At 65.8% G+C, this 15,563-nt stretch carries 10 protein-coding genes; 3 read left to right on the top strand and 7 right to left on the bottom strand.

Translation table 11 applies throughout. The annotated features are described in order from the left end of the window. Positions 1-177 precede the first annotated feature (177 nt). Both EVC45_RS25185 and EVC45_RS25180 read left to right on the top strand, forming a co-directional pair. The gene (locus tag EVC45_RS25185) at positions 178-864 is read left to right on the top strand and encodes an HAD family phosphatase (protein WP_129960951.1); all 687 of its coding nucleotides are present in this window, start codon (positions 178-180) and stop codon (positions 862-864) included. A 208-nt stretch (positions 865-1,072) separates the two neighbouring features. Further along, on the top strand, positions 1,073-1,327 hold the full coding sequence (locus EVC45_RS25180; protein ID WP_129960950.1) for a hypothetical protein: 255 nt from the start codon (positions 1,073-1,075) through the stop codon (positions 1,325-1,327). A gap of 93 nt (positions 1,328-1,420) precedes the next feature. Here the strand turns inward: EVC45_RS25180 and EVC45_RS25175 are convergent, their stop codons facing one another. Beyond that, on the bottom strand, positions 1,421-1,813 hold the full coding sequence (locus EVC45_RS25175; RefSeq protein WP_129960949.1) for a carboxymuconolactone decarboxylase family protein: 393 nt from the start codon (positions 1,811-1,813) through the stop codon (positions 1,421-1,423). Positions 1,814-1,975: 162 nt separating this feature from the next. On the opposite strand from EVC45_RS25175, the gene EVC45_RS25170 reads away from it, so the two are divergent. Next, the gene (locus EVC45_RS25170) at positions 1,976-2,734 is read left to right on the top strand and encodes a hypothetical protein (protein WP_129960948.1); all 759 of its coding nucleotides are present in this window, start codon (positions 1,976-1,978) and stop codon (positions 2,732-2,734) included. A 72-nt stretch (positions 2,735-2,806) separates the two neighbouring features. Here EVC45_RS25170 and EVC45_RS25165 read toward each other — a convergent pair whose 3' ends face one another. From EVC45_RS25165 to EVC45_RS25140, 6 genes are all read right to left on the bottom strand, one after another. Continuing rightward, positions 2,807-3,058: a hypothetical protein gene (locus EVC45_RS25165; RefSeq protein WP_129960947.1), complete on the bottom strand. Its 252-nt coding sequence runs from the start codon at positions 3,056-3,058 to the stop codon at positions 2,807-2,809. A 285-nt stretch (positions 3,059-3,343) separates the two neighbouring features. Next, the gene (locus tag EVC45_RS25160) at positions 3,344-4,774 is read right to left on the bottom strand and encodes a mannose-1-phosphate guanylyltransferase/mannose-6-phosphate isomerase (RefSeq protein ID WP_129960946.1); all 1,431 of its coding nucleotides are present in this window, start codon (positions 4,772-4,774) and stop codon (positions 3,344-3,346) included. Positions 4,775-4,872: 98 nt separating this feature from the next. Further along, a complete protein-coding gene (locus EVC45_RS25155; protein ID WP_129960945.1) occupies positions 4,873-5,583 on the bottom strand; it encodes an N-acetyltransferase in 711 nt (236 codons plus the stop codon). Positions 5,584-5,620: 37 nt separating this feature from the next. Continuing rightward, positions 5,621-6,958 carry an aminotransferase class I/II-fold pyridoxal phosphate-dependent enzyme gene (locus tag EVC45_RS25150; protein WP_129960944.1) on the bottom strand — a complete coding sequence of 446 codons (1,338 nt, stop codon included), beginning with the start codon at positions 6,956-6,958 and terminating at the stop codon, positions 5,621-5,623. Between the two features lie 23 nt (positions 6,959-6,981). Further along, on the bottom strand, positions 6,982-7,896 hold the full coding sequence (locus EVC45_RS25145; RefSeq protein ID WP_129960943.1) for a UDP-3-O-acyl N-acetylglycosamine deacetylase: 915 nt from the start codon (positions 7,894-7,896) through the stop codon (positions 6,982-6,984). Next, entirely contained in the window at positions 7,896-15,563 is a 7,668-nt protein-coding gene (locus tag EVC45_RS25140) for a type I polyketide synthase (RefSeq protein ID WP_129960942.1), read from the bottom strand. Before EVC45_RS25140 ends, EVC45_RS25145 begins: the two co-directional genes overlap by 1 nt.

The following is a 15,563-nucleotide window of genomic DNA, read 5'->3' as shown; positions in this document are numbered from 1 at the left end:
GGAACGAGTCGGCGCCTTCAGTGGCGCCGTTTCTACTTGAACGCGGCCGCGAGAAAAATCCGTCGCCGAATCGGCAAAAATAATGAGCCGCAGACGCCATCGGTGTCCGCCTGGCGAAGGTCCAACCCAATGAGGTATGCTCATCCGCTTCGCGAACCTTATCTTTACCTTTCCCGAATGGTCGATTTTCCTTTCGACGCCGTGCTCTTCGACTGCGACGGCGTGCTCGTCGATTCCGAACCCATAACGAACCGCGTGCTCACCGAGATGCTCGGCGAGCTCGGCTGGCATTTGAGCGTCGAAGAGACGATGCGCATTTTCGTCGGCAAGATGGTCAAGGACGAAGCCGCGCTGATCGAGGCACGCACCGGCTTTGCAATCACCGCCGAGTGGCTGACGCAATTCCGCGCGCGTCGCAACCTTGCGCTCGACAATGAATTGCGCGCGATCGACGGCGCGCCTTTCGCGGTGCGCGCGTTGCAGCAGAGGTTAAACGGACGCATTGCGGTGGCGTCGGGCGCGGATCGGGTCAAGATCGAATTGCAGCTCGTGAAGGCCGGCATCCTCGACTGCTTCGACCGACACATCTTCAGCGGCCACGAAATGCCGCGCAGCAAGCCGTTTCCCGACGTCTACCTCGCCGCCGCCGCGGGACTCGGCGTCGAGCCGACACGCTGCGCGGTGATCGAGGATACGGTGACGGGCGCGACCGCGGGCGTCGCGGCCGGCGCGACGGTATTCGGCTATTGCCCGACGCACCTCGGCCATAGCAGCGCGACCGCGTTGCATGGCGCTGGCGCGGTGCACGTGTTCAGGGACATGGCCGAGCTACCGGCATTGCTCGCGGGATGGGACATGCGCTGATCGGCCGACATGTTGGCGGCTCAACGACACCGGCCTGCCGCAAGTTGGCCGACGACGATCAGTTTGCGGGTGCCCGAGTCCAGTCGATCAGCGCTCGAGCCAGCACGGTCGTGGAATGGCGCCGCATGGCATGGTGCGTGCAACAGGAACGCTCGAGCGCAAAGCATTTGCACGCTCGATACCCATCCAACGTTGCCGGAGATTCATCATGTCCCACTTGACCCTTGCCGATCTGTCGCGCTGCGACGACCTCGACCACATCGCTGCTCAGTCCGTGCGTGGCGGCCATTCGTGCTACCCGCGTGAGTACGAGCCTTCGTGCTACCGCGAAAAGCCGCCGGTTTGCGGCCCGTCGTACTACAACCCGCCTCACTACAACCCCTGCGAGCCGGTGCACTATGGCTGTGGGCCGGTCTACACCCCGCCCTGTCATTCGGAGCCGGTCAAGGTCATTCCGCTGTAAGCACCAGGCCTCGCGCCGTTTCATGCGACGGCGCAATCAAGCTTGCGAAGCGGCCCGGGTTGGTACGACCGGGCCGCATCGCGTTTCAAGCTCTTATTCGAAAGCAGGATCGATCGGGACGCGATAGCCGACCGCCAGGCGGTTCGTTTCATTAGCCATCCCGATGATCGCCTGCAGCTCGCCGAACATCTCGTCGGTCATGCCGGCGCGGCGCGCCGCCGCGGTGTGGCTCGCGACGCAATAGCCGCAGTTGTTCGTCACGCTGACCGCCACGTACAGCAGCTCCTTCACGAGCGGATCGAGCGCGCCGGGCGCCATCACTTCTTTCAGGCTGTCCCACGTGCGCGCGAGGGTCGGCGGATGCTGCGCGATGTACTTCCAGAAGTTGTTCACGTCGTCGACCTGGCGGGTCGCCTTGATGTCGTCGTAGACGGCTTTGACTTCGGGCGGCGCGTCGGCGTATTCGATGGGTTTGGGCTGGGGCATGCGGGCTCCTGGGTGGGGGGCTGGGTGTGTGTCGGGGTATTGTGCACTTCCCGGAGACGATGCGCGCCGGAATAGCTTCGGCCATGTTAGGACATTCGACCTCGTGGTTCAAAACACCGACAATCGTCGGTTTCAACTGTTGGCGACGATCGAACGCAACCGATGAAGCGCAAACCAGTTTTCTCTGGCAGCGTCTTATGCGCGATGTTATTAACCGCGACTTCGTCGGCCCGTGCTGGATGGTATGAGATCGAAAACTATGCCGGCACGATTGGTAGCATGCCTATTCACTTGTCGTTGCAGAGCTACGATGTCGTCGATCGTAATGAGCCAGGTCAGTGGCATATCGACGGCAGCTACTACTACGATGCGCATCGCATTCCCATTCCACTGCAAGGCAAACGTCAACCCGATGGATCGATGGCGCTGTGCGAAGCAATCGAACCTGATTCTTTCGCGGATTCGCCCAGAGTGCCAGCCGCGTCGGCAACGCGGCCGGTTCCGTGCCCTATCGTTCTAAAAGTCAGCGGTACCAAGGCTTTGGGCGAGTGGCGTGATGGCAAAAACGTTCTGCCCATCGCATTGCATCAGGTTGGGAGTCTTAACGACACAGATCGGCAGTCCGCCCGGGTGGCTGGTGTCGTTGAAATACCAATGTGGCATCACACGAAGAATCATCTATTGCTGGGTGTGTATGAGACTTCCAGGGATTGTTCTTTGTCGATGATCCGTTTGCGGCTCGTCAATATAAAAAGTGGACTGATCGACCGGGACATGAAATTCGACTGTGGCACCGGCGTCGTGGCCACGTCCATCTATGCCAACGTCTATCGTGCAAATAACCCCCGTTACGTGACCGTGATATCTCAGGGCGGCTATCACGGGATGGGCAACGACGAGGATGTTGCCGTCGATCCATAAGTCTTGCCGAAAACCTTCGGCACCTTCCCGCGCTCGCAGCGAACACTACCCAACGCTAGTGGGCTTAAGGCCTCATCGGCCGCGCTGGCGTCGCAACTCGGTTGGCAGACAGCGGACCATCAAGTGCAACGCCATCGGGACCAGTACGCCGTCGTCCACGACCCCGACGAACGGAACCGCGAAATTGAAAGGATCGATCGCGTATAACCCTACCAAAGCGACTGCCGGAATCAGCCATCCGGGCCGGTCGGGATGCTGCAGCGCAGCCGAGAGCACGCGCAGATCGTTCCTGACCAATTTCCATAGCAAAGCGAGTTTCTTCATTTCGACAGTTCCCTTTTAACGAAGGAAGCGATGTCACCGTCCAATGGATCTGAACCTACGCTGCGTGGTGCCTCGTTTTCGGATGTGCCCAACCAGTTTCTCGAAGTTCAAATCCTACTCCCGATCTAGCTGCCGCGTCGGTCAGTAAATGTAAGGAATATGAGCGCTAGCCGCTTTCTGTTCTGATTATTGGTCGTCGATGTCGTGTCACCCATATGAAAAAAGCCACCGGTCTTTCGACCGATGGCCTGCGAAATGCGCTGCCGGGTTTAACCGGCAGAGGCGTCAAACCTTCGCCACACGCCCGTACGTATCTTCGAACCGCACGATATCGTCCTCACCGAGATACGCGCCCGACTGCACCTCGATCAGTTCGAGCGGAATCTTGCCCGGGTTCAGCAGCCGATGCGTCACGCCGAGCGGAATATAGGTCGACTGGTTCTCGGTCAGCATGATCTCCTTGTCACCGTTCGTCACGAGCGCGGTGCCCTTCACGACGATCCAGTGCTCGGCGCGATGATGATGCATCTGCAGACTAAGCTGCGCGCCGGGATTGACGACGATGCGCTTGACCTGGAAGCGCTCGCCGCTATCGATGCCTTCATACGAACCCCACGGCCGCACCACGCGACGATGCGTGACCGACTCATGACGCCCCATCGCATTGAGCTGCGCAACGATCTTCTTCACGTCCTGCGCCTGGTCCCGATGCGCGACCAGCACCGCGTCGGCGGTCTCGACGATCACGACGTTCTCGAGCCCGATCGCCGCCACCAGCCGATGCTCGGCGCGAATATACGAGTTGCTGACCGCGTCGGTCAGAACGTCGCCGATCAGCGCGTTGTTCTGCGCGTCGCGCTCGGCGATGTCGGCGAGCGCGGTCCACGAACCGATATCGTTCCAGCCCAGATCGGCGACCGCGACGACGGCCGCGCGCTGAGTCTTCTCCATCACCGCGTGGTCGACGGAGATGTTCGGGCAGGCTGCGAACGCCTCGGCATCGAGACGCACGAAATCGTAGTCCTGCTGCGCGCTCTGCAGCGACAGCTCCGCCTGACGCGCGATCTCCGGCTCATAGCGGCGCAGCTCGTCCATATACGTCGACGCCTTCAGCATGAACATCCCGCTATTCCAGTAGTAACGGCCCTCATCGATGAAGCGCTGAGCGGTCGCGGCATCGGGCTTCTCGACGAACGAATCGACCGCGAACGTCTGCGTGCCGTCGATCAGCGCCGCGCCCGACCGAATGTAGCCGTAGCCCGTATGCGGCTCGGTCGGCGCGATGCCGAACGTGACCAGACGCCCGTCTTTCGCGATCTGCGCGGCCGCTTCGACCGCCTTGACGAACGCGGCCTCGCCCGCGATCACATGATCGGACGGCAGCACGAGCAGCAACGCGTCGGGGGTGTCGCGCAATGCGAGCAACGCGGCCACGGCGATGGCCGGTGCCGTGTTGCGGCTCGCCGGTTCCAGCACGATGCTCGCCGACCCCACGTCGACCTGGCGAAGTTGTTCGGCGACAAGAAAGCGCTGCTCGTTGTTCGTGACGACGATCGGCGCGGTGACGCCATCGATGCCACGCAGGCGCAACGCGGTCTGCTGGACCAGCGTGTGTTCGCCGGTCAGTGCCAGGTACTGCTTCGGGTAGCCGCCGCGCGACATCGGCCACAGTCGCGTGCCGCTCCCGCCGCAAAGAACTACGGGGTGGATGTGCATGTTTCAGGTCCTCGTTTTTGTTTTATCAATCAACCGCATCGTGCGTCTATCTCGTACTTTGCGTTGTCTGTTGCAAGCCGGCTTGTTAGCGGCTCGCCTTATTCCTTCCCAACCCACTCCATCCGCACCGATTCGAGCTCGCCCGGCAGTCGCGCCGAAACCGGCGCCCTGCGCGGCAATTCGACGAAGCCCAGACGCCGGTACAGCGCGTATGCGCGCTTGTTGCTCACCAGTACATCGAGCACGAGTTGGTGCCGATCGGGCTCGCCACGCCCCGCGCGGGTCCACGGACTCACCTGCTCACGCGCGCGCATCGCATCCGCGAACAGCGTGCTGAAAACCCCCGTGCCGCGCAGGCGCTCATGCGTCGCGCAGTGGGCGATCAGCGTCTGCGTCGACTTCGGCGCCGGCAATTCGCTTTCGAGCACGAGGCCGCGCAATAGCATGCGAACCGTGCGGCGCAGGCCGAAGAACCACACCAGCATCAGCGCGACGTGCGGATCGTCGAACCAGGCATGGCGTCCGTCATGCAGCGCGAGCACCGCGACCGGTTGATCGTCGTCGGTCACCGCCACACGGTGGCGTCGATACGAAAAGCGTCCGAGCTTCGACGCGAACGCGAATGCCAGAAACTGGATGCACGCGTCGGCCGGCTCGCCGAGAAAGAAACCGAACTCACGCACGCCCGATGCGAAGATCAGCGGCGCGCAGGTTTCGGAATCGCCGGCGCGCGCGGCGCGAAAGCGCAGCGCGAGCGGTTCGTGTTCGCGATCGGGCGAATCCGCGCGCGCAGGTTCTACGGCATACATGGCAGGCTGCCCCGGGTTCGATTCTTTGTGTATGTGGTTAGCGAGCGATGCGCGTGAGCGCGACGATCGTGCGGCTGATCTGTTCGGGTTCGTGCGTCGAGCAGATGAAAAAGCGCAAACGCGCAGCCTTTTCCTCGACGGCTGGATAGAAGATCGGCTGCACGTTGATGCCTTCGGCAAACATCGCGTTCGCCCATTGCGCGGCCTTCAGCGTGCTGCCGGAAATGATCGGCACGACGGCGTATCCCGCGCTCTTGCCGGTATCGAGACCGGCGGCACGCGCTTCGTCGATGAACTGCCGCCCGCGTGCGCGCAAGCGCGCGACCCGCTCGGGCTCGGCCACCAGACGCTCCAGCGCCGCGAGCGACGCCGCCGCCAACGCAGGCGCGAGCCCCACGCTATACAGGAAGCCCGGCGCGAGATGGCGCAGGATATCGATCAACGCCTGGGTGCCGGCGATAAACCCGCCACACCCGGCCAGCGTTTTGCTCAGCGTGCCCATCCAGATATCGACGTCGCCGCTCGCGACGCCGCAATGCTCGCGCACGCCCTTGCCGCGCTCGCCGAGCACGCCGAGCGAATGTGCCTCGTCGACCATCAGGAACGCCGCATGACGACGCTTGATGTCGACGAATTGCGCGAGATCGGGAATGTCGCCGTCCATGCTGTACAGACCTTCGATCGCGATCAGCACGCGGCGGTAGTCGTGCCGCACGCGCGCGAGCAACGCATCGAGCGCCTGCCAGTCATTGTGCGGAAAGCTCAGCCGTTTGGCGCCGCTCAATTGCGCGCCCTGCACGATGCTGTTATGCGCGAGCGAGTCGTGCACGATCAGGTCGCCGGGCCCGAACAGCGAGCCGATCACGGTCACGTTGGTCGCGTGGCCGCTGACGAACACGACGCAATCGTCGACCTCGTAGAACGACGCGAGCGCCGTTTCGAGTTCGCGCTGCACGGGCCGCTCGCCCGCCACCATGCGGCTTGCCGACGCCGACGTGCCATAGCGGTCGATCGCCTCTTTCGCACGCGCGCACACGTGCGGATCGCCGGCGAGGCCCAGATAGTTGTAGTTCGCGTAGTTCAGATACTCGGCGCCGCCGATCTGTGTCGTCGCGCCCGCCACGCCTTCATGCACCCGAAAGAACGGCGACTGCACCTGCAGCTTGTCGCCCATCTGCCGCAGGATCTCGACCTGCTGATAGCCCGGCATGCTTTCGAAGCTGCACAATTCGGCGCGCGCGGCATCGTGCGCCGCGCGAGTGCCGCTTGCCGCGAGCGGCGCGCCTGGCTCGCGCGCCTCGTCGGACACGCGTTCGAGCTGCCTCATCAACGCCTTCGCGGCGAGTTGCTGGCGAAGGTGATCACCCAGTCCCATAGTGTTTCGCTAATCCTGTACGTTCAGCCCGCGAATTCGGCCCATTCCCACGCGTCGCGATCCGCGAGCAGCGCGGCGACGAGCCGATAGTTCATTTCATGACTCGGCCGCAGCGCGCTCACACGGCCCAGCAGCGGCGCGCCGGCCATCGCCATGTCGCCGACCAGATCGAGCACGCGGTGGCGTACGAACTCGTCGGGCACGCGCATGCCGCCAAGCACCCGATTGCCGACGATCGCCGCCGTGCACGACAGACGCGCGCCACGCAGAATCGGCATGCCGCGCACGTAGCCTGCCGCGATCGCCGGGATCGCCCACTTGACGCGTCCATACGAGCGCGACGGCGCGATCTCGCCGGCAAAGCTCGCGGGGGTCAGCGCGCCGTCCCAGCGCAATTCGCCGAAGCCCTTCAGATCGTTGCGCACGCTCATTTCATAGGCGGCCGCGGGTTCGATCGACATGCTGCGTTCGTCGCGCGTGCCGGCACCGTCGACGATCTTCACGGGCCGCAGCACGCGAATGAAGCGCTTCGCATTCGGCAGCTCGATGCGTCCGCACGCGCGAATCTCGTCGAGCCACGGTTGCGCACTACCATCGAGAATCGGCACTTCCTCGGCGTCGAGTTCGACTGTCGCGCGATCGATTTCGCACGTCAGCAGCGAAGCCAGCAGATGCTCGACGGTGCGCACGCGCACGCCATCGGCCGATTCGAGCATCGTGCACAGCGGCTGCCCGCGCCGCAACGCGGGACTCACCGCGAATTCAGCCAGCGCGCGGCCCTCTTGCATGCGCCGGAACAGGATGCCGCGCGGACCGCTTGCCGTGCCCGGAACGATCCGCACGTTCACGCGCCGGCCCGTGTGGAGGCCGTGGCCGCTCACGGTCAGCACGCGCGCGAGTGTTCCTTCGCGATGACTCCAGCCCGCGGGCGCGCGCATCAGACCGTCTCCGTCGCGCTCGACTGCGCGGACAGCGCATCGGCTACGTCGGCCAGTGCATGAGCGCCGACATCGAGCGCATGCTGCGCGGCGACCGCCGCGACCTGCGCCGCCATCTGCGCGGCCGCGCCGTTCGGCTCGGCCGCCTCATCCTGAGTCTGGATCGATTCGACGATACGTTGGGCGAGTGAATGCACGGTTGCGCCCTCGGCCATCGTCATGATCGACAGCTTGACCTCGAAGCGCTCTTCGACCGCCATGCCGAGCTCCATGCCCATCAGCGAATCCATGCCCATGTCGAGAATCGAGCGGCCGGTTTCGATCTTCTCCGGCGACATGTGCAGGATGCGCGCGATCTGCGCCTGCAACGTCTCTTCGACCAGTCGCCGTGCGTCGTCGAACGGCATCGCCGCGATCTGCTCGCGCATCTGCACGCTGCCCTGAGGCGCCGGTTCGTGACTGCCGCGCGTTTGCAACTCTGTGTAACGATGCGCGCGCGCCGCCGGCATGCCGAGCGCGAGTGCGTGCCAATCGAGCCGCACCACCGCCTCGCCCGCATGCATCGTGACCAGCGCGCGTTCGAGCGCGGTCATCGCTTCGGCCGAACTGATCGACACGCCGCCGATCCGCGCCTGCAGCGCTTCCCGCGTCTCTGCGTTGCGCGCGAGGAAACCGACGTCGTCGAGCGGACCCCATGCCATGCAGGTGCCCGGCAAACCGGCCGCGCGGCGCTGCGTGATCAGTGCTTCGAGGAAGCTGTTCGCCGCGACGTAACTCGATTGCCCCGGATTGCCGAGGAAGGTCGTCGCCGACGAATAGACCACGAAGAAATCGAGCGCCAGCTCGCGCGTCGCGCAATGCAGATTCCATGCGCCCGCCACCTTCGGCGCGAGCACCGCGGCAAAACGCTCGTCGTCGAGATTGCGCACGAGACCGTCGTCGATCACCATCGCCGAATGCAGCACGCCCTTCAACGGTGTGCCGCGTTGCGCGAGGTCGGCGAGCAACGCATCGAGCGCGGCCGCGTCGGTCACATCGCAGGCGACCGTGCGCACTCGCGTGCCGTTGCTTGCGCGCCAGCGGGCGATCTCTTCGGCCAGTTCGGGCGCTAGCGTGCCCGAGCGGCTCGCGAGCACCAGATGACGCGCGCCGCGCGACATCATCCAGCGTGCGCTCGCAAAGCCAAGCCCGCCCGTGCCGCCGACGATCAGATACGCGGCCGCCGGATCGAGTTGCAGCGTGTCACCGTCGTGAGCCGAGCGTGCGGGACTCGGCGTACCTGCCGGATACGTGACGAGAATCTTGCCGATCTGCCGCGCCTGCTGCATGTGACGGAACGCTTCCTCGACGCGCTCGGCCGTGAACGCGCGATACGGCAGCGGATGCAGCACGCCGTCCGCGAACAGTTGCATCACGTCTTCGAACAGACGCGCGGTCAGCCCCGGCAACGCGCTCATCAACTGGTCCGCGTCGATGCCGAAATAGCTGATGTTGTTACGGAACGGCCGCAAGCCGATGCGGCTGTTTTCATAGAAATCGCGTTTGCCGAGTTCGAGGAAACGACCGAACGGACGCAGCGTGTCGATGCTGCGCACCATCGCTTCGCCGGCCAGCGAATTGAGCACGATGTCCACGCCCGCGCCTTGCGTGCGCTCGCGGATCTGATCGGCGAACGCGAGACTGCGCGAATCGAACACATGATCGGCGCCGAGCAGACGCACGAACTCGCGCTTCTCGCGGCTGCCCGCGGTCGCGAACACTTCCGCGCCGAGATGCCGCGCGAGCTGGATCGCCGCGATCCCGACGCCGCCCGCCGCGCCGTGCACGAGCACACGTTCGCCGCGGCGCAGACGCGCCAGCTCGCAGAGCGCGTAGTACGCGGTGAAGAACGTGGTCGGCACGGTCGCCGCTTCCTCGAACGTCAGACGCGCGGGCTTGTGCGCGATCGCTTCCGCTTTCGTGCGCACGTGGCTCGCGAACGACGCCGGCGCGAAGCCGAGCACCGCATCGCCCGCCGCGAAACGCTGCACGTCGCGGCCGACGCGCACGACGCGCCCGGACAGCTCCATGCCGACCGTCGCACCAGCGAAGCCGTTTTCGACGGCCTCGTCGGACAGCAGGCCCATCGCGTACATCACGTCACGGAAATTGAGGCCCGTTGCGACCGGTTCGATCTCGACTTCGTCCGCGGCGAGCTCGCTATACGGCAGCGGGAACCATTCGAGGTTGCGCAACGAGCCCGGCGACGCGAAACCGAGCACCGCCGCTTCATTACGCGCGCGCAGCGGCTCGGCCACGATGTCGCGCAGCGCCACGTTCGGGGTGGGCAGCATGCGCGTCACGTAGCGGCCGCGCGGCGTCAGCAGCACTTCTTCCTCGCCGTCGGTCGCGAGCAATTCCCGCGCGAGCAGCGTGCCCGCTTCGAGTTGCGTCGCGCCGCACACGTCGATCAGACGGCACGACAGTTCGGGATGCTCGTTGGCCAGCACGCGCACGAGCCCCCACAGTGCGCCCTGCTCGGGACGCAGCGACGCGGCCTCCACGAACGGCGTCGGGACCGGCGCGCCGCCCCGCGTGACGATCCACAGTTGCGGGCGCATTTCGTTCGACGCTGCCGCCACGTCGCGCACGAGCTGTGCAAGCGCGAGCGTGGTCTGCCGCTGTGCGTGCATCACTTCGGCGCCGTCCGCGTCCACCGACAATGGCTGATCGGGCGCGACGAACACCACGTGATGAGCGACGCCGGCCGGTGCGGCCAGTCTGCTCATATCGTGCTGCAGCGCCTGCAGCGTCGTGCTCGATGTCGTATGGCCGGCGGCTCGCAGCGCCGTGGCGAGCGTGGTGTCGATCGCATTGGAAGTGGCGTACAGCAACGACCAGTGCGCGGACGACGCGCTCGCCTGAGTCGCGCGCGCCGCATCGTTGCCGGCCGCTTCTCGCGGCGCGCGCGCCACCAGCAGCGTCGGCGCACCTTCGAGATCGAGGCCCTGCTCAGCATGGCGTGCGACCTGTTCGAAGCCAGCCTGTTCGAGCAGTTGCGTCAGCGCCTGCGGCGACAGCCACGCCGCGCGGCGCGCGTTGGCATGCGCGGCGTCCGCGTCGAGATCGAACACGAGATCCGCGAAACGGCTGTTGCGCGGTTCGGCGATCACGACCAGCGCGCCCGGTGCGAGCCAGCCGCGCAATGCCGCGAGCAACGCACGCGGTTCGCTTTGCGCCGCCAGCACGTGACTCGCGACCACGACGTCGTAGCGCTCGCCCGCATCCACGCCGACGAGACGCGGCGCATCGCCGAACTCGACGGTCGCGACATGGAGCGACGGATGCTCGGTCGTGTCGAAGCCGCTCAACTGCTCGCGCGTACCTGCGATCGTGTAATCGCAACGCGAGACCGGCACGTGAATCGCGAGCGGCTGCAGCACGTCGGTGAGCGGCGAATCGAGTTCGAGCACGCGCAGACGCCGCGGCTCGCTCCAGCTTTCGATCGCGCGATGCAGACACGCGCCGGTCAGCGCGTTCGCATGCGTCCACGTCGGCGACGCTTCGAAGAAATGCTCGACGAGGCTGCTGCGCGACGGCGGCAGGATCTGCGCGCCGCTCACTTCGCCGCGCAGCACGGCAGGCAGCGACGCGCCGCAATGCGCGAGCAGCGTCAGTTCGGCCACATGCGCGGGCGATTGCGCGAGCAGCTCGCGCCACAGTTCGTCGATGGCGGGCAAGTTCGCGCAGGCGTCGTCGTCGCGCACGAGACGCGCGCCATCGCGACGCGCGAGGCCATCTTCGATCACGATCTGCACGAGTCGCGCGAGCAACGCCGGATGCGCGCAATCGGGCAGCGCCGGCTGCACGAACACGTCCAGCGCGTCGAGCGCCTGCAGCGCGTACGCGCCCGCGAGCACGTCGAGCAGCGGCAGCATCTCGGTGAGATGCGTATGTCGGCGCGCTTCGTCTTCCTGCGTGGCGAGTGCGTTCGTCGCATCGGCGAGCAACGCGGCGGCCGTCGGCAACGTATGGGCGTTGACGTCGGCGGCCAGCGGCTTCGCTTCGACGATATACGTGTAGCGTCCGGGCGCCTGCTGGCGCCGGCTCAGCAGATCGACGCGGCGGAACCGGCATGCGCTCAGACGCGCGACGATCTCGCCCTGCGCGTCGGCGAATTCGAACGACGCGACGACCGAATGCGGGCTACGCCGCTCGATGCGCGCGAGCACGTAGCGGATCGCGTCACCGCGCAGATAGTCGATGCGACCGAGTTGAACCGGCACATAAGCCGCATGCTCGATCTCGCCATGTCCCGGCGAAGCGAGCAGCGCGAACAGCGGATGAAACCCGCTGTCCATCAGCGCGGGGTGCAACGCGTACGCGTTCGAGGCGTCGGCGGACTGCGCGAGCACCGTGGGCATCTCCACTTCGGCAAGCGCCATGTCGGCGTTCGCGTCCACGTGGACCGCGCGCACCCAGCGGAACGCGGGGCCATAGTTCAGGCCGATCGCGGCGGTGTTCGCGTACAGCGTGTCGCCCGAGATCGCCGGCTGCGCGAGCAGACTCGTCAGTTCGAAAAGCGGCAGGTTGGCCGACGCATCACCGAGCGCGCAACCGCTCGCGAGCAAACGGCCGGTCACGTTCAGCGACCACGCTTCGTCCGACATGCGATCGCGCGTTTCGATCGTGAAGTTCGCGGTCCGCACGTCGACGGTGAAGCGGAACAGCTTCGAATGCTGCGGCTGGAACACGACCGGCAGACGGATCTCGACGTTCTCGACCGCGCAGCTCGCGGTGCCGAAATGCACGCGCGCGGCGGCGAGCGCCATCTCGACATAGCCGGCACCCGGAAAAGCCGCGCCGCCATCGACGACGTGATCGGCCAGCATCGGCAGACCCGCGGGGTCGAGCTGGTTTTCCCACGCAAGCGCGTGCTCGTGCAGACGATAGCCGAGCAGCGGATGCTCGCGGCGGCGGTACACGAGGTTGTAGGCCTCGGCGGTCGGGCCGAGCCAGTGGCGTTCGTGCTGCCACGGATAAGACGGCAGCGCCACACGTTGGCTGAGCAACGTACGCGGCGCGAAACGATCGACGTCGACGCTGGCGCCGTTCACGATCATCGCGTGCAGCGCGTGATGCAGCGTCTGCGCGCTGTCGTGATTGCGCTTGAGCGTCGGCAGCGAACGGCCCGCGATGCGCGCGTCGTCGAGCGTTTGCGTCACGTAGGTGCGCAGAATCGAATGCGGGCCGATCTCGAGGAACAGACGCACGCCGTTCTGTGCGATGCGCGCGATCGCGTCGCCGAAGCGGACCGGCTCGCGGATATTGCGCCACCAGTAGTGTGCGTCGAGTTCGGTGCCGGCGAGTTCGTCGCCCGTCACCGTCGAGACGAAGCCGCGCGTGGCCGCGCCCGGCGCAAGGTCCGCGAGACCCGTGAGTACGTCCAGCTCGATCGGGTCCATCTGGCAGCTATGGAACGCGTAGTCGAGGTCGAGCATCTGGAAGAAACGGCCGCTCGCCTTGACGGCCGCTTCGAGCATTTGCAACGCGTCGAGCGGACCGGCGAGCGTGACCGCCTGCGGACTGTTGACGCCGGCAACTTCCACCGTCGCGTCGAGACCGTGTTGAGCAATCAACGCACGCATCGCCGCTTCGCCGAGACCGGCGGCCGCCATCCGGCCAGTGCCGCGCGTTTTCGCCTGCGCGCGGCTGCGGATCTTGAGCACGCGCACGGCCTGCGCGAGCGTCAATGCGCCCGACGCCCATGCCGCCGCGACTTCGCCGACGCTGTGGCCGACGCACACGTCATAAGTGACGCCGCGCGCTTCGAGCACGCGCACCACGCCGACCTGGATCGCGAACAGCAGCGGCTGCGAATGCTCGGTGGCCGCGAGCGTCTCGGCGCTCACGCCTTCGCGCAACATGTCGAGCAGCGAAGCGCTGCCGTCGGCGCGCCACAATGCGTCGAGCTCTTCGAGCGCCGCGCTGAACAGCGGCTCCTGTTCGAGCAACTGCTTGCCCATGCCCGCCCACTGCGAGCCGTTGCCGGAGAACACGAGTGCGAGACGGCCGTCGTCGGCCGGCGCTTCGCCTTTGACGAGCGCCATGTCCGCATGCTCTTGCACCGACGTGGCCAGTTCGACGAGTGCCGCGCGTGCTTCGGCGAGCGTCGACGGTGCGACGATCGCGCGATGTTTGAGCCACTGCCGGCGATGCGCTGCGTTCGCGGCCAACAGGTTCCATGACGCGCCTTCATCGAGCGATGCCAGATAGCGCGCCGCGAGGTTCGGCAAGGCGGCCGCGGCGCGCGTCGACAGCACGAGCGGCGTGAGCGTTGCCGTTGCGTCGCCGCTTTCGGGTTGCGACGCTTTCGTGACGTCAGAAGCCGGCGCCTCGCGCAGCACGACGTGCGCATTCGTGCCGCCGAAACCGAACGAGTTCACGCCGACCACCAGCGGCGCGTCGGCGCCATCGGGTGATTCGAGCGGCGTCAGACGATCGACGACACGCAGCCGGCCGCCGACGAAATCGATCGCCGGATTCGGCGTTTCGAAATGCAGCGTCTTCGGCACCGCGCGGTGCTTCAGGCACAGGATCGCCTTGATCAGGCCGGCCATGCCCGACGCCGTTTCGAGGTGGCCGACGTTGGTCTTCACCGAACCGATCAGCAACGGCCGGTTGATGTCTCGCCCCGCCGACGCGACGCTCATCAACGCGCGCGCCTCGATCGGATCGCCGACGGCGGTACCGGTTCCATGCGCTTCCACATAAGCGAGCGAGCGCGGATCGACACCCGCGCGTTGATAGACCGTGCGCAGCAGCGCGGCCTGAGTTGCCGCGCCCGGGACGCTGATGCCGCCTTGCGAGTAGCCGTCCGAGTTCACGCCGGTACCGGCGATGACCGCATGAATCGTGTCGCCGTCGGCGAGCGCGCGCTCCAGCGTCTTCAGCATCACCAGCGCGCCGCCTTCCGAGCGGACGTAGCCGTCGCCGGTCGCGTCGAACGCACGGCAGCGGCCGCGCGGCGACAGCATCGATGCCTTCGAGAACGTGACGAAGCCGAACGGATGCAGCAGCAGATTGACGCCGCCCGCGAGCGCCACGTCGGCGTCGCCTGCCTGCAGCGCCTGACACGCCTGGTGCAGCGCGACCAGCGACGACGAGCACGCGGTGTCGACCGACACGCTCGGCCCGCGCAGATCGAACAGATACGACAGACGGTTCGACGCGATGCTCAGCGTGTTGCCGGTCGCCGAATACGGATCGACCGCGTTCAGGTCGTCGACGAAACGATTGCCGTAGTCCGGGCTCGCGACGCCGACATAGACCGCGCAATTGGTGCCTTCCATGTCGCGCGGACGCACGCCGGCATCTTCGAAGGTTTCCCATGCGAGTTCGAGCAGCAGACGCTGCTGCGGGTCCATCTGCTGCGCTTCGCGCGGCGAGATGCCGAAGAACGACGCGTCGAAACCGGCGACGTCGTCGAGCACGCCCGCGGAGAACGTATAGCTCTTGCCCGCTTCGCGCTTCGACGGATGCTGGTAAAACTCCGTGCCGAAACGGTCGGCCGGCACTTGCGTGACCGCGTCCGTTTCGTCGCGAAGCAACGCCCAGAAATCTTCCGGGTTTTCAACATGGCCGGGAAAGCGGCAGGCCATCCCCACAATCGCAATCTGTTTCGTCAT

Origin of the sequence: Paraburkholderia sp. UYCP14C (assembly GCF_004197395.1) — a bacterium.
GTDB lineage: Bacteria > Pseudomonadota > Gammaproteobacteria > Burkholderiales > Burkholderiaceae > Paraburkholderia.
This window is presented reverse-complemented; position numbering and strand designations above follow the sequence as displayed.